This is a genomic window from Pseudoalteromonas sp. JSTW, assembly GCF_013423925.1.
Classification (GTDB): Bacteria; Pseudomonadota; Gammaproteobacteria; order Enterobacterales; family Alteromonadaceae; genus Pseudoalteromonas; species Pseudoalteromonas lipolytica.
The window spans coordinates 1,005,442-1,026,416 of sequence record NZ_CP058972.1 but is presented as its reverse complement, the minus strand read 5'-3'; the positions used below and the strand labels follow the sequence as shown (position 1 = coordinate 1,026,416).

The 20,975-nt window shown below is 43.0% G+C and carries 22 protein-coding genes; 3 read left to right on the top strand and 19 right to left on the bottom strand.

What is annotated here, in order from left to right; translation table 11 throughout:
- Positions 1 to 138 precede the first annotated feature (138 nt).
- Entirely contained in the window at positions 139 to 1,362 is a 1,224-nt protein-coding gene (locus tag GZH31_RS04745; RefSeq protein ID WP_036970026.1) for an EAL and HDOD domain-containing protein, read from the top strand.
- A 66-nt stretch (positions 1,363 to 1,428) separates the two neighbouring features.
- On the opposite strand, the gene GZH31_RS04740 is transcribed toward GZH31_RS04745, so the two are convergent.
- From GZH31_RS04740 to ccmA, 10 genes are read right to left on the bottom strand one after another with little or no spacing between them, the layout of a single operon-like run.
- Positions 1,429 to 2,160, bottom strand: a complete 732-nt coding sequence (locus tag GZH31_RS04740) for a VacJ family lipoprotein (protein ID WP_036970030.1) — start codon at positions 2,158 to 2,160, stop codon at positions 1,429 to 1,431.
- Between the two features lie 9 nt (positions 2,161 to 2,169).
- On the bottom strand, positions 2,170 to 3,432 hold the full coding sequence (gene ccmI, locus GZH31_RS04735) for a c-type cytochrome biogenesis protein CcmI (RefSeq protein ID WP_074988670.1): 1,263 nt from the start codon (positions 3,430 to 3,432) through the stop codon (positions 2,170 to 2,172).
- Positions 3,433 to 3,894: a cytochrome c-type biogenesis protein gene (locus GZH31_RS04730; protein ID WP_036970035.1), complete on the bottom strand. Its 462-nt coding sequence runs from the start codon at positions 3,892 to 3,894 to the stop codon at positions 3,433 to 3,435.
- Positions 3,891 to 4,463 carry a DsbE family thiol:disulfide interchange protein gene (locus tag GZH31_RS04725; RefSeq protein WP_065978760.1) on the bottom strand — a complete coding sequence of 191 codons (573 nt, stop codon included), beginning with the start codon at positions 4,461 to 4,463 and terminating at the stop codon, positions 3,891 to 3,893. Before GZH31_RS04725 ends, GZH31_RS04730 begins: the two co-directional genes overlap by 4 nt.
- On the bottom strand, positions 4,460 to 6,415 hold the full coding sequence (locus tag GZH31_RS04720; RefSeq protein WP_180311430.1) for a heme lyase CcmF/NrfE family subunit: 1,956 nt from the start codon (positions 6,413 to 6,415) through the stop codon (positions 4,460 to 4,462). Before GZH31_RS04720 ends, GZH31_RS04725 begins: the two co-directional genes overlap by 4 nt.
- 1 nt (position 6,416) lies before the next feature.
- Positions 6,417 to 6,896, bottom strand: a complete 480-nt coding sequence (ccmE, locus tag GZH31_RS04715; RefSeq protein ID WP_036970044.1) for a cytochrome c maturation protein CcmE — start codon at positions 6,894 to 6,896, stop codon at positions 6,417 to 6,419.
- The gene (gene ccmD / locus GZH31_RS04710; protein WP_036970047.1) at positions 6,893 to 7,096 is read right to left on the bottom strand and encodes a heme exporter protein CcmD; all 204 of its coding nucleotides are present in this window, start codon (positions 7,094 to 7,096) and stop codon (positions 6,893 to 6,895) included. The genes ccmE and ccmD overlap by 4 nt, the downstream gene beginning before the upstream one ends.
- A 2-nt stretch (positions 7,097 to 7,098) precedes the next feature.
- Positions 7,099 to 7,836 (bottom strand): heme ABC transporter permease, encoded by a 738-nt coding sequence (locus GZH31_RS04705; RefSeq protein ID WP_036970052.1) that lies wholly within the window; start codon positions 7,834 to 7,836, stop codon positions 7,099 to 7,101.
- Between the two features lies 1 nt (position 7,837).
- Positions 7,838 to 8,524, bottom strand: coding sequence for a heme exporter protein CcmB (gene ccmB / locus GZH31_RS04700; protein WP_036970055.1), 687 nt, complete (start codon positions 8,522 to 8,524; stop codon positions 7,838 to 7,840).
- Entirely contained in the window at positions 8,524 to 9,144 is a 621-nt protein-coding gene (gene ccmA, locus GZH31_RS04695; protein WP_118844096.1) for a cytochrome c biogenesis heme-transporting ATPase CcmA, read from the bottom strand. The genes ccmB and ccmA overlap by 1 nt, the downstream gene beginning before the upstream one ends.
- 102 nt (positions 9,145 to 9,246) lie before the next feature.
- On the opposite strand from ccmA, the gene GZH31_RS04690 reads away from it, so the two are divergent.
- Positions 9,247 to 11,808 carry a flagellar hook-length control protein FliK gene (locus GZH31_RS04690; protein ID WP_257473678.1) on the top strand — a complete coding sequence of 854 codons (2,562 nt, stop codon included), beginning with the start codon at positions 9,247 to 9,249 and terminating at the stop codon, positions 11,806 to 11,808.
- 6 nt (positions 11,809 to 11,814) lie between these two features.
- Positions 11,815 to 12,123 carry an EscU/YscU/HrcU family type III secretion system export apparatus switch protein gene (locus GZH31_RS04685; RefSeq protein ID WP_036970060.1) on the top strand — a complete coding sequence of 103 codons (309 nt, stop codon included), beginning with the start codon at positions 11,815 to 11,817 and terminating at the stop codon, positions 12,121 to 12,123.
- A 381-nt stretch (positions 12,124 to 12,504) separates the two neighbouring features.
- On the opposite strand, the gene GZH31_RS04680 is transcribed toward GZH31_RS04685, so the two are convergent.
- The 9 genes from GZH31_RS04680 to GZH31_RS04640 form a co-directional block, all read right to left on the bottom strand.
- Positions 12,505 to 12,906, bottom strand: a complete 402-nt coding sequence (locus GZH31_RS04680; protein ID WP_036970062.1) for a DUF2802 domain-containing protein — start codon at positions 12,904 to 12,906, stop codon at positions 12,505 to 12,507.
- Positions 12,907 to 12,922: 16 nt separating this feature from the next.
- Positions 12,923 to 13,420, bottom strand: coding sequence for a chemotaxis protein CheW (locus tag GZH31_RS04675; protein ID WP_036970065.1), 498 nt, complete (start codon positions 13,418 to 13,420; stop codon positions 12,923 to 12,925).
- Between the two features lie 21 nt (positions 13,421 to 13,441).
- Positions 13,442 to 14,188, bottom strand: a complete 747-nt coding sequence (locus tag GZH31_RS04670) for a chemotaxis protein CheW (RefSeq protein ID WP_036970068.1) — start codon at positions 14,186 to 14,188, stop codon at positions 13,442 to 13,444.
- A gap of 2 nt (positions 14,189 to 14,190) precedes the next feature.
- Entirely contained in the window at positions 14,191 to 14,961 is a 771-nt protein-coding gene (locus GZH31_RS04665) for a ParA family protein (RefSeq protein WP_036970071.1), read from the bottom strand.
- Positions 14,962 to 14,972: 11 nt separating this feature from the next.
- Positions 14,973 to 15,932, bottom strand: coding sequence for a flagellar motor protein MotB (locus GZH31_RS04660; RefSeq protein WP_065978756.1), 960 nt, complete (start codon positions 15,930 to 15,932; stop codon positions 14,973 to 14,975).
- Between the two features lie 6 nt (positions 15,933 to 15,938).
- On the bottom strand, positions 15,939 to 16,703 hold the full coding sequence (locus GZH31_RS04655) for a flagellar motor protein (protein WP_065978755.1): 765 nt from the start codon (positions 16,701 to 16,703) through the stop codon (positions 15,939 to 15,941).
- On the bottom strand, positions 16,696 to 17,832 hold the full coding sequence (locus GZH31_RS04650) for a chemotaxis response regulator protein-glutamate methylesterase (RefSeq protein WP_065978754.1): 1,137 nt from the start codon (positions 17,830 to 17,832) through the stop codon (positions 16,696 to 16,698). Before GZH31_RS04650 ends, GZH31_RS04655 begins: the two co-directional genes overlap by 8 nt.
- Before the next feature lie 75 nt (positions 17,833 to 17,907).
- Positions 17,908 to 20,187 carry a chemotaxis protein CheA gene (locus GZH31_RS04645; RefSeq protein WP_180311429.1) on the bottom strand — a complete coding sequence of 760 codons (2,280 nt, stop codon included), beginning with the start codon at positions 20,185 to 20,187 and terminating at the stop codon, positions 17,908 to 17,910.
- A 15-nt stretch (positions 20,188 to 20,202) separates the two neighbouring features.
- Positions 20,203 to 20,970: a protein phosphatase CheZ gene (locus GZH31_RS04640; RefSeq protein WP_036970081.1), complete on the bottom strand. Its 768-nt coding sequence runs from the start codon at positions 20,968 to 20,970 to the stop codon at positions 20,203 to 20,205.
- Positions 20,971 to 20,975: the final 5 nt, after the last annotated feature.

Below are 20,975 nucleotides of genomic sequence, written 5' to 3'. Positions count from 1 at the left end.
TATCTTAGTCTTAAGGTCTTGAACAAGAGAATAAAATTACGTTTCCCGCATAAAATTTATTTAACTAATGCTATTTTAAGCTCAATGCAATATATTGCGGGAAGGAAATGAATTAACAGATGTGGACTTGCTTCAATTATGTATTTTTACGCTGCGCGCCAACCGATTTTAGATAAGGAAAAGAAACTCATAGGCTACGAGCTCCTCTTTCGGGATGGTGTAGATAATGTGTTTCCAGACATCGATGGCGATGAAGCAACTTCACGGCTTATTGAAGGGAGCCAGTTTAATTTCGGCTTAGAAGATTTAACCGACAATAAACCCGCTTTTATTAACTTTACTTTAGACACCTTACAAAAAGGCTATCCGCTGTTATTAGGTAAAGACCACGTTGTTGTCGAAATCCTTGAAACAATTCAACCGGGAAAACGCCTGCTTGCTTTAGTCAAAGATTTAAAAGAAAAAGGCTATACACTTGCCCTTGATGACTATATTCATCAACCTGTTTGGCGTCATTTTTATCCGTTTATCGATATTATTAAAATCGACTTTTTAAGCTCCGAGGCCGAGTCAATTAAAGAGGTAATTGAGGCAATAAAGCCTTTCCCTCATATAAAATTACTTGCTGAGAAAGTAGAAACCCACGAAAAGTATCAACTTGCTCTCGACCTAGGGTTTAGTTATTTCCAAGGTTTCTTTTTTTCAAAACCTGAAATGGTACAAAGTAAAACGCTGCCTCCGTCAGAGATGGCACTTGCTGAGCTTTTATACGAAACATCGAGTGTTGATCTAAACCTTAAGAAAATCACTGAAGTCTTTGAGCGTGATGTTAATTTATCTTATAAATTATTACGTTACTCAAATTCAGCCGCGTTTAAACGCCGTGCAGAAATAAGCACTATTAAACAAGCACTTATTGTATTGGGAAGTGAAGAAATTAAACGCTTCTTATCGCTACTTTTTGCTGCACAAGTGGCTGCTGATAAGCCTGCAGAGCTTATTCGATTATCACTCACTCGTGCTCGATTTGCAGAGTTATTGGCAATCAGTCACGGAAAATTCCGTGATACAGGAATGGCATTTTTAACCGGTATGATGTCCTTAATGGACGCTATTTTAGATGAAGAGATGTCTAGCGTAATGAATAAGTTGCCGTTGGCAAACGACATTAAAGTTGCGCTTCTTAAAGACGAAGGCCTTTTAGCCAGTTATTTACGCTTGGTAAAACAATATGAGCAAGCTAATTGGCAAAATGCCAATGAAATACAGCAAGCACTTGGTCTGAAGCCTGAAGAAGTTCCCGATGCATACCATGACGCTGTTAACTGGGCGAATGAACAAATGGCTGTGTTTGGCGACTAATACCACCCCGCTTCATCTCCATAAAAAATGCCAGCATTCATGCTGGCATTTTTTATAGGATACTTTTTAAAGATTTTCTAAGAAGTCTTCATCAAAGTCATCAGGCTCTTTTTCGATGGGGGGATTGCCATCGTGAAGCTCATAGAGCTGGCGCTGAAAATAGACATCTTTTACGAAGATATACGGATCGAGCGACTCATTTAATAAACTTTCTTGGTTTATCAATGAGGCACGGGCCTCCACTGCTTTTAAAACAAAAACCAAGACGGTTTGCGGTGTAGTCAGGGCTATTTCTGGTAATACGACGTTATCGACAACATCACCAGTTAAATTACGGGCTGTACTTGGTCCCATGCCTGGGATCATTAAGTAGGCACCATCACCAACTCCCCAAACACCCAGTGTTTGGCCAAAATCTTCATCCACTATCTCTAACCCCAGTGATGAAGCAACATCGAAGAGACCCAACAAACCGACCGTTGAATTGACTAAAAAGCGTGCCAGACTAATTCCCATATTACCAGGCTTACCTTGAAGACCCGCATTTACCATGTCTGTTGGTGCAGTGATATTATCGGTAAAATTCACAATACTGCGTCTAACAGGCATAGGCGTAACGGCCACATAACCAACCGCTGCAGGGCGAAGAATGTACGCGTCGAGTACGTCCATATTAAAATCGTACATTGGACGGTTAAATGACTGTAACGGGTCACGCTCATCAACTTTTTCTTCAGGAATTTGTGCGCATCCTGCTAGCACTACAAAAAAGATAAAAAATATACTGTGCCTAAACATCGGCTATCCTTACGGTATTAACTCATTAATTAGCAACGCGTATTCTTTAACGTTTTTACGCTCTAAGACATCCGAATTACCTTCCAACTCGCCGCTAGAAGTTACCACAGTCTCATCTTTTGATAAACGCGCGGTTAAAATAATTTTATCGACACTCGATAAATTTAAACCATCAACCATGGCATTACTATCACTGAGGGTCACCTCAAGTGGAAAGCTATACTCGGTCATTTTCACAACGGCTAATGGCATTTGTGGACCACTGGCTGCTTTTGCGAAAATAAACAAAGTGCCATTTTCAGGTTGTTTATTGCTAAGTGATTCATCTAAATTGACCGTGATTTTAATCTCACTGTTGCTATCATTGACTGCACCAGCGCTTGCGACTTGTTGCTCATTATTTAAATGTGCATCAATTTCAGCAATACGCTGTGCAATCATTGGATAACGGGGATCATTTTGCTCCATACTAGCAAGTAACACTTCGAATGCAGTTTTAGCTTGCAACCAATCCTTACGCTCATAAGCAATAAGTGCTAACAATGAAATAGCATCGATATTGGTGGGCTCAGCCTTGAGCACGCGAGATAACATTGTTGCAGCACGTGACATGTTTGCGTCACTGCCTTCCATTAAAAGTACCTGAGAGTAACTGATCAGCACTTGTTTGTTATCAGGATTCATTTTCAACACTTTATCAAATGACTGCATCGCCATGTCGAACTCATTCAACGACATAGCAACACGTCCAAGCAGCATCCAAGCCACTTCATCGTCACCGCTTTGATCAAGCTTAGTACGCAGTGCTAACGCAAACGCTTGTAGCTCATTTGCTGTCAAAGGCTCACCACTTTGCATTACTGCACGCTCACCATATGACTTTAAGTTTGCCATGGCATCGTGCCAGCCTTTAATCTGTTGCTGACTGCCGGTGTAGCTGTAGAAAATAACCGTTAATGTAATTAAAAACACGGTTCCGGTTAGTGCAAAAATACGATTATTACCTTTACTATTCAGTGCTTTTTCTGGCGAAAGCTCGTTTAATAAACGACGCTTTAACTCAATAACCGATTCACTGTGCATATTTTTATCAATACGCTGGTTGTCTAAATCAGCTTTCAATTCTTCTAAACGTTGGTAATAAATTCGGATCAATTCCGAGTTTGCATTGTGATCAAGGCGTTGAATACGTTCGCGTTTAAAAAACGGCACCACAACAAACAGCAATGCAATCAGTGTGAGTAAAACAAAAGAAGCCCACATTAATGCCATTTAGTTTTGCTCCTGACGTTGATTTTGTTCAATTAACTTAGCGAGTAACGCTTCGTCTTCTGTTGTCCAAGTTTGTTTAACCGACGCTTTACGTTGACGCAAAACAATAAAGCCAAAACCCAGCACCACAATCAATACAGGTAACACCCACAACACTAAAGTTGCTGGTGTAACAGGTGGATCGTAGTGAACAAAATAGCCATAGCGATCAATCATGTAATCAATCACTTCCTCTTTGGTTTTGCCATCTTTAACGAGCGCCAACACTTTATCACGGAGATCCTTTGCGACAACGGCATCTGAATCGGCAATATTTTGATTTTGGCACTTAGGACAACGCAGCTCTTTCGTTAACTCACTAAAACGCGCTGCTTGTTCGTTATTATCAAATTGATATTTATCTTGCTCTGCAAAAGCACTCACCGTGATCAGCAAGCTTACTAAAAAAATCACCCACCTCATTGCTGTAGCTCCTGCATTAACGGTGCAAACTTAGCTCGCCATACACGCGGGTTAATATCGCCAGTATGGTGAAGTAAAATAGTACCTTGTTTATCAACTAAAAAGGTTTCGGGGGCACCCGATACACCTAAGTCGAGAGCCAAGGTGCGTTTTAAGTCTAAAATATTAAACTGGTATGGGTCGCCAGCACGATTGAGCATACTCGTGACATCGTCACGTAACGCATTAATATCAAATTGACCGTCAAAGTCAGGGTCATAACCTTGCTCATAGTACAAGCCGATAATTTTAACGCCTTGTTCTCTGAGCTCAGTTAAGTAGCCTAATTCAGCCAAACAGGTTGGGCACCATGTGCCCCATACGTTAAGAAGATACACTTCACCTTTTAAATCAGTGTCTGTCCAACGTTTAGACTCATCCATTAAATCAGGCAAATTAAAAGTAGGCATCGCTTGACCAATACGCCCTGTTTGCAATTCACGTGGATTAGCAAATAAGCCTTGGTACAAAAATACGCACAGTAAAACAAAAACCAGCAAAGGCGCTAATGCTAACAACTTTCGGTTCATGCTGCGGCCTCCCCATTCAATGATTTTTGACGGTAACGCTTATCGCCTAAGACTAAGAAACCCGCGAGTGAAATTAAAATACCACCAAGCCACATCCAACGAACAAACGGTTTGTGGTAAATACGCAACGACCACGCGCCTTGGCTAAGTTGCTCACCAAGCGCTAAATACAAGTCACGAGTAAACCCTGCATCAACCGCAGCTTCTGTCATAAATTGCATGCCAATGTCGTAACGACGCTTTTCTGCATGTAAGACGGTTACTTGCTTGTCGTTTTTAAACACGGTCACCACACCTGCATGACCACTGTAATTCGCACCACGGATTGCTTTAACACCGTCAAAACGATACTGGTATTCATTAAGCGCGACTTTATCACCCGGCTTCATCGATACATCGCGCTCAACTGAGTACGCAGAGGTTAAGGTAACGCCTGCAATTACAAATGCTAAACCAACATGACCCAATACCATCGCCCAATAACTCAAACCTAGACGTTTAAAGCCCTCAGACAATGTCATGTGAATAGTCACTTTTGACACTAAATCGACAAACGTTGTGACAAAAATCCATATCGCCAGCGTTGTGGCTATAAACGTGATTGGCGCCACTACATCATAGCTTGAGTACAGCCATGCAGCAGTTGCAACAACACTGACTACTGCTGATAACGCAAGCTTATTTTGTAGCATTGACCACTTATTTTGTTTCCATCGTAGTAGCGGCCCAATTCCCATTAAAATAGCGAATGGAACAAGTAAAATAGCAAACATCTTGTTAAAGAATGGTTCACCAATAGAGATACTGCCTAAACCAAGCTCTTTATGGATCATAGGTAACAACGTACCTAACAGAACGATTAAAGTCGCTACAACGAGAAAGATATTATTAAGCCACAGTGCCACTTCGCGTGATGCAAACTTATATCGCCCTTCACTTTTCACTTGAGAAACGCGCAGTGCATACAGGCTCAACCCGCCACCAACAACAATCGCTAAAAAGGCCAATATGAACATACCGCGATTAGGGTCTGAGGCAAACGCATGCACCGAAACAATAATGCCTGAACGCACAATAAAGGTGCCTAATAGGCTCAATGAAAACGCAGCTATTGCCAGTAGTACTGTCCACGACTTAAATACACCACGCTTTTCTGTGGTCGATAATGAATGCAATAACGCGGTGGCAACAAGCCACGGCATTAACGAGGCATTTTCCACTGGATCCCAGAACCACCAGCCACCCCAGCCTAGTTCTGAGTATGCCCACCAACTGCCGATAGTAATACCAAACGTTAAAAAGCCCCACGCTGTCATAGTCCAAGGTCGAGACCATTTTGCCCACGTATTATCAAGCTTGCCGGTAAGGAGTGCAGCAATCGCAAACGCGAATGACACTGATAAACCCACATAGCCCATGTAAAGTAATGGCGGGTGGATAATCATGCCAGGGTCTTGAAGAAGTGGATTCAAATCTCGCCCTTCAACAGGGAAATAAGGCAGTAATCGTTCAAATGGACTCGACATTAACAAGGTGTAAAGCATAAAGCCCACGCCTAAAAAGCCTAAAACACCCAGTACACGCGCACGTAATACCCAAGGCAATGATTTAGAACGCATTGCAACAACCGCAGTCCACCCTGCTTGCATCACTAACCACAACAAAATAGCGCCTTCATGGCCCCCCCACGTCGAGGTAATTTTGTAATACCAAGGTAAGGTGCTACTTGAGTGGTAGGCTACGTAAGAAACGGTAAAATCATCAGTTAAACTGGCATAAATAAGCGCAGCAAAAGAGAGCAGTACAAACACAAACTGGCCCACTGCCAGTGAGGGCGCCGCACGCATCAGGCGTAAATTACCAGTATGAGCCCCCCACAATGGAAAAATACACAATAAGACACTGAGCACCATGGCCAGTGTGAGTGAAAAATAACCGAGTTCTGGGATCATATTAATTACCGCTTTCTAAGTTATAGGTCGGTTTTTCGTGCTTGATACCTTTCACTGCTTCAGCAACTTCCGCAGGCATGTATTCTTCATCATGCTTAGCGAGTACTTCAAACGCATCAATTTCGTTGGCATTCACAAGCACCCCTTGGGCTACAATCCCTTGGCCTTCACGAAATAAGTCTGGCAAGATGCCTTGGTAATTAATTGTCACCATTGGGCCTGTATCAATCAGTTTAAAACTGACTTTAAGGCTTGATTCATCACGCACAACAGAGCCTGGCACAACCATACCGCCAATACGCAATTTTTGACCTATGTGCGGCTTTTCTTTGTTAGGGCCTTTACCATCAACAAGCTCACTCGGCGTATAAAATAAATTAATGTTTTCTTGTAGTGCATATAGCACCAAACCAATCGTTGCGCCCACACCGAAAATGATGGCGACAACAGCTAATAAGCGTTTTTTACGTCTTGGATTCATTGCCCTGCCTCTTGCTTCGCTTTTTTAATGCGCTCTTCTCGTTGTGCTTGTTGCTTAACTGAAGAGAAAATACGTTTCGTATCGTTTAACGAACTCACTAAAATACCAAGTAAAATTAATGCACAACTGCCAAATGACAACCACACATAAAAGCCATAGCCTCCCATGGCAATAAAATCTGCAAAAGAATCAAACTGCATGATTAACCTCGCTCAAGCATTTGACGCACCCACGGACGGTGCTTTTCACGCTGTAATATTTCATTTTTAAGACGGATCAACGTCACAGTCCCGACAAAGGCAGCAAACGCAACAATATTCACCATTAATGGCCAAAACATGCTTGGGTCAATCGCTTTTGTATCAAACTTTGTGATTGTGGCACCTTGGTGAAGGGTGTTCCACCACTCAACTGAAAAGTGAATGATAGGGAGGTTTATTACCCCAACAATGGCCAAAATACACGCGGCTCGCCCTGCGGCTTTCTTATCTTCAAAAGCATGGTATAGCGACAACACACCTAAGTATAAAAATAACAGAATAAGCTCTGACGTTAAGCGTGCATCCCACACCCACCAAGCGCCCCACATAGGTTTACCCCAAGCTGCTCCAGTGATTAATGCGATTGCTGTTACACACGCTCCAACAGGCGCAATTGCAATCACTGCAAGTTCAGCATTACGTAGTTGCCATACTAATGCGATCACTGCGGCAATCGCCATAGAAGAATAAGCACCCATCGATAAGATTGCAGATGGGACATGGATAAAAATAATTCGGTAGCTGTCTTTTTGTTGGTAATCTGCAGGTGCATAAGCCAGCCCCCAGACCCATCCAACAATCATACACACCACCGTCACGACGGCGAAATAAGGCAGTAAGGTGTTACACAATTGGTAAGCACGATCTGCTTTTGCGTAGGGATGTAACCACTTCCACATATTAACTTACACTCACTTTCAATGCTGACGATATGGCAATTGGCGCAGCTAAAATCGCAACGATTAGCATGGCGCCAAGGATTGCAAGCTGTCCACTATACGCAAGCTCCATTGAACTGGTGTCGATAGCAGATGTTGCAAAAATTAATACTGGGATATACAAAGGCAACACAAGTAAACTCATTAAAATGCCGCCTTTTTGTAAACCCACCGTGAGTCCAGCACCGATTGCGCCTATAAAGCTTAGCAAAGGTGTGCCCAATAACAGGGTTAGCACTGTAGCAAGAAGTGCTGAACTTTCTAAATTTAATAACAAAGCGAAAACTGGCGTCATTAATACCAAAGGCAGCCCCGTAATCACCCAATGAGCAGCCACTTTAGCCAATACTGTCAAAGGTAACGGGTATGACGAAGCTATAAGCTGCTCTAATGTGCCATCGTGGTAATCATCACGAAAAAGTTTGTCTAAACCAAGCATGGTTGAAAGTAATGCGGCGACCCAAATAATACCCGGTGCCATTCGTGCTAATAAACCCGGTTCAGGTCCAATCGCCAGAGGGAAAAGAGTGATAACAATCAGAAAAAATAGAATAGGATTAACGATTTCAGCACGCTGACGAAACGCTAATTTAAGATCTTTTGAAAAAACCGCAGAGAACAGTTGCCAATAAGAGTGCTGCTTTACCATCAGTGGCGATACTCCAAAGTCACCGTTTTAAGGTCACTAAACTGTGTCGTTAAATCTTGGTGCGTAGTGAGAAGAATAGCCCCACCAGCATTTAAGTGTTCAACGAATCGTGCTTGTAAAAATGCCACACCGCTTTTATCAAGTGCTGTAAATGGCTCATCTAAAATCCATAACTTTGCACTGTTTAGCCATAGTCGCACTAAAGCCACACGACGTTGCTGTCCTGCGGAGAGCATGCGTACTGGCACATCTTCAAGTCCTACTAAACCAATTTTGGCTAAGATAGGATAGAGATCTTGCTGTGTATCGTAACCATTAATCTTTAGCCAAAATGCCACATTCTCAAGCGCCGTCAGTTGGCTATTCACACCTGTTTTATGACCGATAAATAAAAGCGATTGCGCATACTCATCGTAGTATTTTGCAATCGAACGGTCTTGCCATAAAACATCGCCCTCATCTGGCATAGCGAAACCAGCAATAATACGCAATAATGATGTTTTACCAGCCCCATTCGGACCAGCTAACTGCATAATTTGCCCCGATTTCAAGCTGAAATTAAGATCCGCAAACAAACAACGATCTTGCTTGATGCAGGTGACGGCCTTAATGTGTAACAAGATGATGATTCTCTATACCCAAAATTAGGCGTTAGTCTACCATAATGATAGGGTAATACGAATATTGCTTTATAACGATTAACTTATATTTGATCTAAAATAATGAATAAACAAAGCCAGTTGACTCTCACCACTCACCTAAACCTTGATCCAAAAGGCATACATTCGGCTGGTCAACAACCCCCCAACGACGCGTTAAAAGCACTCACAGATCAGCACTTAACAGCACGCAATATTGTTGTAACTAAACATACTGTGCAAATGGATGTATTAATTAATAACAGCTGGCAAACCTTACGCTTATCGACAGAACAAGCGAACCCACAACTTGAGAAATTTTTAGCCGCAACCATTCAATTAAGCAGCGATGGTAAACAACTGACAATATCACCCTTACCCGTAACAATGACGCTGAGTAAAGCGCCTCAGTTACACGCTTTACTTAATCTGTTAACACAGGGTGACTCACGTACAACCGCCCCCTTACCTGCAAACCTTGCTGCAACAAAGCCGGCTTTGCAATTACCCGTACTCAACACTGAATTTGTACTCAATAACACCCTTGCAGCACTCTTAAAAACAGAAACCCCACTCAAGGCTGTGATAGTGCCTGCCAGCAATAAACACAACGAATTTTCGCTGACAATCATTAACCGTTTTGGTGATTCACTTCACCAACAAAGCATTAGCCAGCAAAAGGTCGCTGAACTTTTGGCAAAACTCACACCTGAGCTAAACCTAAAGCTATCTGGGCAAAAAGTGCAGTTGAACTTACCTGAAAAGCCAACGTCCTCCTTAACGGTGCCATTAAATACACTGCCCTCTAAGCAAGTAAAAAATATTCAAGCTCAATGGCAGTTAAGCCCGCTTAGTTTAATAATGACACCTAAGGCAATTAAAGACACTATCACGCTTATTAACCAAGCGCCTGCACAGCAAATAACACTTAAAAATTCTCTCGCAGAGACCTTTATTCAAGCACTGCAAAGCCACCGCAATGCTTCCCCTAAACAGCATGTTGAATTAACGCCACTAAGCACCACAGACTCACCGATTCGCTCATGGTTAAAAGGCAGTTTTGCCGACCTAAAAACGCGCATAACCGATGCTGTTCGTTATTTCGAAAAACTACCCGCTGCAAATAAAGCCACAAATAATTCACTTGATGCTGCATTGAATACTAAAACCGACTCAATCAGTCAGCTTGGCTTTAATGCTAAACGACTCGATATTGTCAAACTCGCGGCTTTTGAAAATAACAGGCCAACCGAAACACGATTCCATCAGTCAACATCAGCAACCGCTGTGGCTGATGCACCAAAGACTCATGCCCCCTTAGCCAACACTTCAGGGACAACAGCTACAATACAAGCGCTGGCCGAAAACCCGATGCTGCCTGTTAGCTTTACTAAATCGGCGCCACTTGTTCAGCTATTTCAATTGATTAAAGCAAGTGTTTTTCCACGCATCAATAGTCAACAAGCAATTGAATTACAAAAACTAATCCCCGCTGAGGCTAATAAAACTCAGGGGACAGAGTCGCCATTAATAAAGCCTCACGCTAAATCTGTTGCAGCAAACCATGTGACACTAACCCAGCCGCCAAGTAATGTAGCAAGTCTCAAAACGCAACCAACGCTGATACACCCCAAGTTAGACAAACTGCTGACAGATGCGGGTAATACATTAAAAATGCAGCCACCTTATTTAGCGTTGAAAGAGCCTAACTTAGCGCAACCATTACAACCCATTAGGCCTTTAGAGGCGGCGTTAATTGCAAAGTTACTGCCTTTACCTAACACCAAAAGTAGCGCAGTCAGTGATCTTCCTGTACAGCTGAGTCAAAAAATCAATGCACTAAGTGAGCAGAACAAATCCCCCTCAGTCGATTTAAATAGATTGGTGAATCAAGCATTTAATAGAATGATATCAAATCAAAATGTACACCCTTCAACCATTGAGCGTGAGTTACTGAGCATTATAAGGCCCTCAAGTTTGACACCTCAAAGCCAACAAGCCAGTTTTACTCAAGGGCTTGAACAATTAGCTATAACCACACTCGCGGCCCCCATCGTAAGCCAAGCCCCTACAAACCTTAGTTTTAATAATCAAACAGGGCTTGATGCACTTTTACAAGTGTTAGTACCTAACTTTAAAGCCGTGAACAGTAATAAGTTACTCGAACAGCTTCAACAACCTAGCTTGCAAGCCATGGCCGCAGAACTAAGCCAAGTAAAAACAGCGCTCACTCAAGTGCAAGCAACACCGATTAACCAGCAACAAGATGCCAGCGCCCTCGCGCAATTTTTCTTACCCATGAAACTCCCCCCAGAAACAGGGCAAACAGAGATAAGTCTTGGGCAATACAAAAAACCCAGTAAAAATAAACTCGAGAGCAAGAATGTGTGGTTTGTTAGGTTAAACTTTGACTTTGCAACGCTTGGTAAACTGCAAGTAACGGCTGAGGTTATGGATACCGCGGTCGATTGCCAATTGCTTGCATCGTCGCAAGAGGTAACCGCTCTAGCGCACCCGCATTTAGATACACTGCGCCATAAGCTCGCTAGTCATGGTTTAAATGTAGGAGAGTTAAGTTTAAAACAAGGTGCAACGACTCATCAGGCATTTTATAAATCGCATGCCATCATCAACATTAAGGTTTAATATTCAATGAGCGAACAATACACACATAAGTCAGCCATTGGTCTTCTCTACGAAGCTGGAAACTCGCCAAAAGTAACCTGTAAAGGATTTGGTGAGCTGGCAGAAGAAATTGTGAAGCTTGGCGAACAAAAAGGCATTTTAGTTCATCAAGATGCTGATTTAGCAAAAACACTGTCACATCTTGAGTTAGGTGAAGAGATACCGAAGGAGCTTTATTATGTGATTGCTGAGCTTATTGCCTTTTCGTATGTTTTACGCGGTAAATTCCCCCCTGGTTGGCAAGATTTTCAAGGCAAGTTAAATATTCAGGCTTAAAAAGGAACGTCCTTTCACATCATTAAGTAATACCATTACGCTTAATTAAGTGGTCTATTTTGAGGCAATAAAACCGCGTTGATAACAAGGCAAAAATTTAGTTATTTAGTTGTTCTAAATCAGAAATTTTTAACGCAGGTAGCGACTGGTTTAATCACTCAAAATGATTAAGTATTTTTGCGGAATGGTATAATCTATATCAGGTAAAAAATGGTGTCGATGGCAAGGCAAAAATGTCGTTATTTAGTTGTTCTCGGCAATTGCTCCTGCCCTACCTCCTGCACCCATGCAGTCGTAAATCAGACATTTTTAACGCAGCTAGCGATAGGTTTAATCCCTCAAAATGATTAAGCATTAGTGCAAGTTGGCAAAAAGGTGCTCTTAAGCACCTTTTTGTTTATGAAGCGACATAAGTAACTCAGCTTCAGCTCTGGGTAGTTCACATTCGTGAATAATCTCTTCGAGATCAGCACCCAGTTCAACCATTTTGACCGCGCGCGAATAGATTTTCGCATTAGGATCATCATATTTTTGTGCGTCTTGCAGTTGCTCAAGCTCTTGGCTTTTTTCTTCCACTGCGACAACACGTTTGCCAATACTTAGCATTCCTGCGCGCATTTCAGCCACTTCACTACGCAGAATACTCAGTTGTTGTTGAGTTTCTTGCAGTTGTTTTTGCTTTGCTTGAATAGCCGCGGATTGTTTATTGTTATTAACAAAAATAAGCCCCAAACACACTAATACAAGTAGGATTGAGGCACCAAACAAGGAGTATAACAGCATATAATTTCCAAACGCTTTATAGTGCGCTCAGCTCGTCCCACTCATCGTCATTTAATAGCTTATTCAGATCAACCAAGATCAATAACTCACCATCACGGTTTGAAACGCCTTGGATAAACTTAGCGCTCTCTTCAGTGCCAATATTTGGCGCACTGTCGATTTCAGAGCTGCGTAAATAAACAACTTCAGCCACACTGTCGACTAAAATACCAATAACTTGTTTTTCTGCTTCAATAATAACAATGCGCGAATTGTCTGTTACTTCTGCACCCATTAAGCCAAAACGTGCACGCGTATCGATAACCGTGACAACATTACCACGCAAGTTAATAATGCCCAGTACATAAGAAGGCGCACCTGGTACAGGAGCAATTTCGGTATAGCGAAGTACTTCTTGTACTTGCATTACGTTAATGCCGTACGTTTCTGCTTCAAGTTTAAAGGTTACCCACTGTAACACTTCATCGTTGCTATCAGCATTTTTATTCGCTGACAGTAGTCTTTCTTCACTCATGCTATTACTCCGTAATAATAGTTACTGCTCACGGCTGTCTAAGCCTTGCTCTAGCAATTGATATAAATTTTCAACATCAATCAAGGCACACATTTTTTCTTTGATAACCCCAGCAAGCCAAGGCCGCTTACCTGATTTTGCTCGCCATTTTACATCTTCTTTGCGAAGCGTAATATTATTTACGAGCTTTTCAGCCAACAATCCCCATTGGCTATCACCTAAGGTGATTAAATACTGATAATCTAGTGATTGTTCTAGCTTTTCATTATACTTTTCTGGCATAACCCAGCGAGCGGTGTCTACCACATTCAGTTTTTCATCGCGGTTAAGCATGACCCCTTTAAACCACTTAGGCTTACCAAATAATTGGTTTACCTCTGCAAGCTGATGGATACCGCCTAATGCTTTTAACGGCACTGCAAGGGTTAACCCTGCCACCTCAAAAAATAAAGCCTGAAACTCACCATCAAAATAGTCTTCTTGACGTTCAGATGACGTTTTAGCTGCAATGTCATTGCTAGATTTCTCGACTATATCTTTGATATTAGCTTGGTTCTCGGTTTTCTCAAGCTCTTTAGTCGGTTCAACTAGGGGTATTTCGGGTTCAGGTGCCGCTTCTGGCGGAGCAATATCTACTTTTGGTTGTTTTACTTGCTCCAGTAATTTTGCAACAGGCTCTAGATTTTGTTCAGCAGGTTCATCTTCGCACAGCAAGGCACCCAAGTATTGGGTCATCACTTTTTCATTGGCAAATAAATGCTTACTCATCGTTAACCTTGTGCAATTAAGAAATCAAGTAACGCGCGATATGCAAAAACCCCGCGTGAACGAGGGCAAAATTGAATCGGCACTTGTTGTGCCAAACTCGCATCTCTAAATTTTGTATCCACCGGCACTACACCAGACCACACTTTGTCTTTGTAATTATCCTGCAACGTTTTATAGGCTTCAAGTGATGCTTTAGTCCGCTTGTCGTACATAGTAGGGATAATTGTATATTGGTATTGTTTCGACTGTGAAGTTTGCATTAACTCCATAGTACGCATCATTCTATCAAGCCCTTTCAATGCCAAGAATTCAGTTTGCACAGGAACCAAAATTCGCTCACTGGCAGCTAATGCATTAACCATTAGCACCCCAAGGACTGGCGGGCAGTCAATGATAGCGTAGTCATAATGCTCACTAATTTTAGCCAGTGCTTTTTTTAAAATAAGGCCCATGCCATTTTTGTTGCCCATGCTTCTATCAAGCGTTGCTATGGCCATGGTCGCGGGCATTATATCAAGGTTTTCAAGCGTTGAAGGGCACAGCGCCTGTAAAATTTCTTCACTTGCCATACTATTGCCGCGGGCAAAAATATCATAAACACTGACTTCCAGCTCTTCTGAATCAATGCCAAAATAATAAGTAAGTGACGCATGCGGATCGGTGTCTATGAGTAAAACGCGCTTTCCTTGTAATGCTAGAATACCAGCAAGACTAACAGCTGTTGTTGTCTTCCCTACTCCACCTTTTTGATTCGCTACTGTCCAAATTTTCACATCACACCTTATTATTGTTCATTGCGCGTGGTAATTCGAATCCCACCATGGGGTAATTGAATCACTTTAATGGTGTTATCATTGCTTGGCAACTCAATTTCAGCAGGCTCTTCAGGTGCGACATCCATTGGTTGATCATTATTCTGCTTTGGCTCTGGCGGTAAACCGTATTTAGATAATGCCACCACGACTTTACGATTTTCGGCTCGACCTTGTGCTGTATCATTACTGGCAAACGGTGAATACTGGCCATACCCTTCAATTGCCATTCGTGCAGGGTTTATTCCTAAACTTTCAAGCTCAACAAGTATAGACGTGGCACGTGCAACAGATAATTCCCAGTTAGAACGAAACATTTCATTACGGATACCTTCGTTATCCGTGTAGCCTCTAACGCGAATATAGTTATCAACAGGGGCAATAATCTCTTTAACTAGAGCAACCACTTCCTTTGCTCGTTGTTGTGCAACTGCACTACCCGATGAAAATAACATGCCTGAGCTCAATTCTATGATAAGCCAATCTTGATGAAGCTCTAAACTAGCCTCACCATCCCGAATTTCATCGATTAATGCCGATTGTAACTTGGTAAGCAAGCTATCAAGGGGTTTACCTAAGTGCTTTTTATCTATATTGCTGGTTTCACTTTGACCGTCGAGTAACTCGGGGCCTTGCTCATCTTTACGTATACTTTCACCGTACAAAATGTCGTTTTCAGGGGTCACACGGTCAGTTAAAATACCCGTCCCATTGACGCCTGTGCCTGCCTGCTCCTGTTTGCGAGCTGACTTTTCAAACACCTGCTCAAGCGAATCAGACAAAATCTGAAAATCTTCATTCTTGCTAATAGCGATAGCGTACATAACAACAAAAAAAGCGAACATGATAGTCATGTAGTCCGCATAAGAGACTAACCAGCGCTCTGTGTGCTGGCTTTTTTGAGTGGTATGACGCATACGACGGCGCATCATAAAAACTTACTCACTGACTAAGCTTGGACGTTCAACACGGTACGCCTCAAGTTTAAGTTCAATATTGAGTGGGCTCTCGCCTTGAGCAATCGCAATAATGCCTTCAGCAAGTAATTCGTGATACAGCATTTTTTGTTCAATCTGTTGTTTTAGCTTATTTGCCATTGGCAGGAACAATAAATTAGCTAAACCGACGCCGTAAATCGTCGCAATAAACGCCGTTGCAACGCCTGCGCCTAACTTTTCTGGGTCAGTAATAAATTGCATTGCCTGAATAAGGCCAAGCACGGCCCCTAATATGCCAATTGTGGGGCTATAGCCGCCCATTGCTTCATACACGCGACTGACTTCTAACAGACGTTCGCGTTCAAGCATTAAATCAATCTCTAGCGTATCTCTGAGCTTATTTTCGCCGGCGCCATCAACAAGCAAGCTTAAACCTTTTGCAGCATAGGGGTCTGGGTGCGCAAGCGCTTCAGACTCTAAAACTAAATACCCTTCTTGACGCGCTTTTTGTGACCACCGCTTCACTTGTTCAATCGCGGCGTCCACGTCATGGTAAGGCGGAAAAAACACCCAGTGACTAATTTTCAGCGTTTTAGTAAACACACTGCCTGGTGTTTGCAGCATGACCGCACCTAAAGTTCCGCCAAGTACAATAATTAAGGCAGGACCATTGAACAAAGCACTGACAACCCCTCCCTCAAGCGCGTAGCCGAAGGTTATGGCACAAATAGCAACGATTAATCCAAGAAAAGACAGCTTATCCACAGCCAGTCTCACGTATTAAGCGTGTAGCAACATCATTAAGAGCTAGGTTTTCACTGGCTAAACCCGCATTAGCAACGGCCTGTGGCATACCATAAACCACACTGGTTTTTTCATCTTGTGCCCAAATAGTGGCTCCCACTTGCTTCAGCATGCGAGCACCATCACGACCATCAGCCCCCATACCAGTCAGCACCACCGCTAATACATCACCACCAAATGCTTTTGCAGCACTGGCAAATGTCACATCGACACTGGGTTTATAGGTAATACGCGGACTGTCATCTTCAAACACACGCAGTGTGCGTGCAGAGCCACGTCCCTCTATCAGCATTTGCTGACCACCCGGTGCTAAATACGCAGTGCCAGGCATCAGTCTGTCACCCTGCTGTGCTTCTTTCACATTGATTTTACACAGGCCATTTAAACGTGCAGCAAACGCTGGCGTGAATGCAGCCGGCATATGTTGAATAAGTAATATGGGGTGCGGAAAATTAGCAGGTAGTTGCGTTAATATTGTTTGCAGCGCAACGGGGCCACCTGTCGAGGTGCCAATTGCAACAACTTGGTACTGCTTCCCTGACGCTCTAACATTACTCGACGGCGAAGGCGCTGCGGGAGTTGAACGGCTAAAACTACGATCTGGCTGAACAATGCCGCCAGTTCGCGTGCTAGTTGCAGGTGTCGGGGACGCCGGACGAGGTGAAGTCAAAGGACGTGTAAAACGAGAAATACGGCGACGCCCTATTTCCTTTACTTTATTTTGTAGTAAGGCAATCGCTTCTTCATTGTTTCTTGCAATGTCTTCAAACTTTTTAGGCAAGAAATCAAGCGCCCCCGCGTCCAGTGCATCTAGCGTGGCTGTTGCACCATCTCGGGTTAACGAAGAAAACATTAATATTGGCGTAGGCGTTGCTGCCATAATTTCTTTAACAGCACTAATGCCGTCAAGTACCGGCATTTCAACATCCATTGTAATAACGTCTGGTTTTAGCTCACGCGCTTTATCAACTGCTTCGCGGCCATTTACAGCAAACCCTATTACCTGAATGTCGCTGTCTTGCTCTAATATTTCGCTTACTCTGCGACGAAAAAAGCTTGAATCATCAACAACTAATACTTTGACTGCCATTAGCACTCTCTTGTTATTTATGCCATAAAGTGCAGCATATTAGCTGCACTTTAAAATTATTGAGCCTAACTATTATTAGCCAACGTAATGTTTTAGCATACTTGGTACATCTAAAATCAGTGCAATGCCACCATCAGAAGTGATTGTTGCGCCTGCCATACCTGGTGTACCTTGCAGTAAAGCATCGAGAGGTTTTATCACCACCTCTTCTTGACCAATTAATGAGTCAACGACAAAGCCCACTTGCTTAGTACCAATCTGTACGATAACCACATGACCTTCTGCTTTACGCTCTTGGCGATTGGCTCCTTTCACTAACCAATGTTGTAAATAAAATAATGGAATCGCTTTTTTACGGACAATAATTGTCAGTTGCCCATCGACAACGTTGGTCTTTGTTAAATCAAGATGGAAAATTTCACTCACCCCAGCCAGTGGTAAAGCAAAAGTTTGCTCACCCACAATAACCATCAGAGTCGGCAAGATTGCCAGTGTTAAAGGTACTTTGATCTCAAGTATGGTTCCAACACCTAGCTCAGATTGAATGTTCACAGAGCCATTTAGTTGGGTGATTTTGGTTTTCACCACATCCATACCCACACCACGACCTGAAATATCTGAGATTTCCTCTTTGGTTGAAAAACCAGGTGCAAATATTAAATTATACGCTTCAGTGTCCGATAAACGACTCGCTTGGTCGTGATCGATAACCCCTTTGTTTATTGCTATTTTTTTCAGCTTCTCAGGATCCATACCTGCACCATCATCACGAATGGTTAGCAGAATATGATCGCCTTCTTGCGATGCTGAAAGCGTAACTGTCCCTGTACGAGGCTTACCGGCCGCTTCGCGCACCGCAGGCATCTCGATACCATGGTCAACAGAGTTACGCACTAAGTGAACAAGTGGATCAGCAAGGGCTTCAACTAAGTTTTTATCTAAGTCGGTTTCTTCACCGACTAATAGCAAGTTGATGTCTTTTTTCAAGCTACGTGCTAAATCACGAACAACACGCGGGAAACGACCAAATACTTTCTTAATTGGCTGCATGCGGGTTTTCATTACCGCACCTTGCAAGTCTGCCGTGACGACATCTAGGTTCGAAATGGCTTTCCCCATCGCCTCACTGTTGGTGTTATTTGCAAGGCTCACTAAGCGATTGCGCACCAACACCAACTCACCAACCATGTTCATAATTTGGTCTAACCGTTTAGTGTCGACACGCACGGTTGTTTCAGCTTGGGGAGGCGGCGCTTTTTTCGCCGCCGCAGCAGCCTGTTTCTCGGGCGCTTTTTCAGTTGGCGCAGGCTTACTCGTTGCAGGTTGTGGCGCAGATTTAGCAGGCTCAACCTTTGCAGCCACTGGGGCCGCAGGTTTTGTTGGCTCAACTTTGGTTGTTTCTGGCGTTTGCGGCTTATCTGTCTCTAATGATTGCGGCGCACTGCCTTTGCCATGTAATTCATCAAGTAATGCTTCAAACTCATCATCACTAATTTCATCATCAGAGCCTTCATTACTGACTGCAGGGGGGCTTTGCTCGACCACAGCGCTTGGCTCAGCGGGAGCTTGGCTGGTAATTTTGTCGGCTTTTACTTCACCAAAACTGCCAACGCCGTGAAGCTCATCTAATAAGCTGTCAAACTCATCATCGGTAATATCATCGCTGTCACTGCTCATGGTGTCTGATGTGATTGATGCAGGCCCTTGGCCTTTACCGTGCAACTCATCGAGCAAGCTTTCGAATTCATCTTCAGTAATTTCATCTATGTTTTGTGGTTGAGCTTGGGTATCACCCAATCCCCCATCAAATAACATATCAAATGCAAACGGATCGTCGTCATCAATATTACTAGAGACATCAGCAGTAACTTCGGGTGTATCAACAACCGGTTCAGGCTCAACAGTGACTTCTTCTGCTACTTCGTCTGTTACGGTTGTGTCTTCACCAGCGAGCTCTTCTGCTGTTGGTGGTTGACTTAATTTATGTAGGACGTCTAAGAGGGCTTGATCTGCTGGCTCTGGTTGTTCACGATTTTGAATTGTCGCGAACATTTCATTGATTGTATCGAGGGCTTGTAAAATAACATCCATAAGTTCTGGTGTGACACTGCGCACGCCTTGGCGCAACAAATCAAACACATTTTCAGCACCATGACACGCATCAACAAGTTCAGTCATGCTTAAAAAGCCTGCGCCACCTTTTACGGTGTGAAAGCCTCTAAAAATAGCGTTTAGTAAGTCTTTATCATCTGGATTATTTTCAAGCTCGACCAATTGCTCTGACAAAAGCTCTAAAATTTCCCCTGCTTCAACAAGGAAATCCTGTAAAATATCTTCATCGACTTCAAAGCTCATGCAGCTACTCTCCTCTTAGAAGCCCAGACTTGATAATAGGTCATCAACTTCATCTTGTCCTGAAACAACATCATCGCGTGACTCTTTATCAATAATTGGCCCTTCTGGACCTGCCAGCGTATCGCTTTGTGCAGGTGCTTTGTCTATGGCCTGTTTTTCTTGTTTTATTTGACCATCGTCTTGACTGCCGAATACAGTTAAGAGATTGATTAAACTGTCTTCTACTTCGCGCACTAATTCGATAACACGGCGTATTACCTGCCCCGTCAAGTCTTGATAATCTTGCGCCATTAGCACGTTGGTCATCAAGCCTTGTAACTCATCTGTTTTGGTGTGCGAGTTATTCATGAACTTATCTAAGCTGTGGCATAACGTTTTAAATTCACCGAGTTCAATTTCTCGATTCATTAAACGATCCCACGTTGGTTTAATCGTGGCAATTTCATCAGCGAGCTGTTGTGCTATAGGCAAACTCGCTTCCACGGCATCCATCGTTTTATTGGCCGCGCTTTCAGTCATTTCCATGACATAATTCAAGCGCTGCTTTGCATCCGGGATTGCTTCTGTTGTTAAATCTGTGAGTCGAGTATCAAGATCGAAGTTTTTTAGTGCTTCATGAAGTTGTCGTGTCAATTTACCGACTTCAGCAAACAACTCTGATTGTTCTTTTGATGCTGTTTCAAGTATCAGCTTATCAGCTTTCTCTTGTTCACCATTTTCAAGATACTCAACAAGTTGACGAGCTTGCTCTAAACTTATTTGAGGCGCAGCAAGTGCTGACATAAGCC

Excerpts from the sequence above, each read along its gene's own strand:
- GZH31_RS04745 (WP_036970026.1), top strand. The coding sequence starts at position 139 with ATGTATTTTTACGCTGCGCGCCAACCGATTTTAGATAAGGAAAAGAAA.
- GZH31_RS04740 (WP_036970030.1), bottom strand. The coding sequence starts at position 2,160 with ATGTTTAGGCACAGTATATTTTTTATCTTTTTTGTAGTGCTAGCAGGA.
- ccmI (WP_074988670.1), bottom strand. The coding sequence starts at position 3,432 with ATGGCATTAATGTGGGCTTCTTTTGTTTTACTCACACTGATTGCATTG.
- GZH31_RS04730 (WP_036970035.1), bottom strand. The coding sequence starts at position 3,894 with ATGAGGTGGGTGATTTTTTTAGTAAGCTTGCTGATCACGGTGAGTGCT.
- GZH31_RS04725 (WP_065978760.1), bottom strand. The coding sequence starts at position 4,463 with ATGAACCGAAAGTTGTTAGCATTAGCGCCTTTGCTGGTTTTTGTTTTA.
- GZH31_RS04720 (WP_180311430.1), bottom strand. The coding sequence starts at position 6,415 with ATGATCCCAGAACTCGGTTATTTTTCACTCACACTGGCCATGGTGCTC.
- ccmE (WP_036970044.1), bottom strand. The coding sequence starts at position 6,896 with ATGAATCCAAGACGTAAAAAACGCTTATTAGCTGTTGTCGCCATCATT.
- ccmD (WP_036970047.1), bottom strand. The coding sequence starts at position 7,096 with ATGCAGTTTGATTCTTTTGCAGATTTTATTGCCATGGGAGGCTATGGC.
- GZH31_RS04705 (WP_036970052.1), bottom strand. The coding sequence starts at position 7,836 with ATGTGGAAGTGGTTACATCCCTACGCAAAAGCAGATCGTGCTTACCAA.
- ccmB (WP_036970055.1), bottom strand. The coding sequence starts at position 8,524 with ATGGTAAAGCAGCACTCTTATTGGCAACTGTTCTCTGCGGTTTTTTCA.
- GZH31_RS04690 (WP_257473678.1), top strand. The coding sequence starts at position 9,247 with ATGAATAAACAAAGCCAGTTGACTCTCACCACTCACCTAAACCTTGAT.
- GZH31_RS04685 (WP_036970060.1), top strand. The coding sequence starts at position 11,815 with ATGAGCGAACAATACACACATAAGTCAGCCATTGGTCTTCTCTACGAA.
- GZH31_RS04680 (WP_036970062.1), bottom strand. The coding sequence starts at position 12,906 with ATGCTGTTATACTCCTTGTTTGGTGCCTCAATCCTACTTGTATTAGTG.
- GZH31_RS04675 (WP_036970065.1), bottom strand. The coding sequence starts at position 13,420 with ATGAGTGAAGAAAGACTACTGTCAGCGAATAAAAATGCTGATAGCAAC.
- GZH31_RS04670 (WP_036970068.1), bottom strand. The coding sequence starts at position 14,188 with ATGAGTAAGCATTTATTTGCCAATGAAAAAGTGATGACCCAATACTTG.
- GZH31_RS04660 (WP_065978756.1), bottom strand. The coding sequence starts at position 15,932 with ATGATGCGCCGTCGTATGCGTCATACCACTCAAAAAAGCCAGCACACA.
- GZH31_RS04650 (WP_065978754.1), bottom strand. The coding sequence starts at position 17,832 with ATGGCAGTCAAAGTATTAGTTGTTGATGATTCAAGCTTTTTTCGTCGC.
- GZH31_RS04645 (WP_180311429.1), bottom strand. The coding sequence starts at position 20,187 with ATGAGCTTTGAAGTCGATGAAGATATTTTACAGGATTTCCTTGTTGAA.
- GZH31_RS04640 (WP_036970081.1), bottom strand. The coding sequence starts at position 20,970 with ATGTCAGCACTTGCTGCGCCTCAAATAAGTTTAGAGCAAGCTCGTCAA.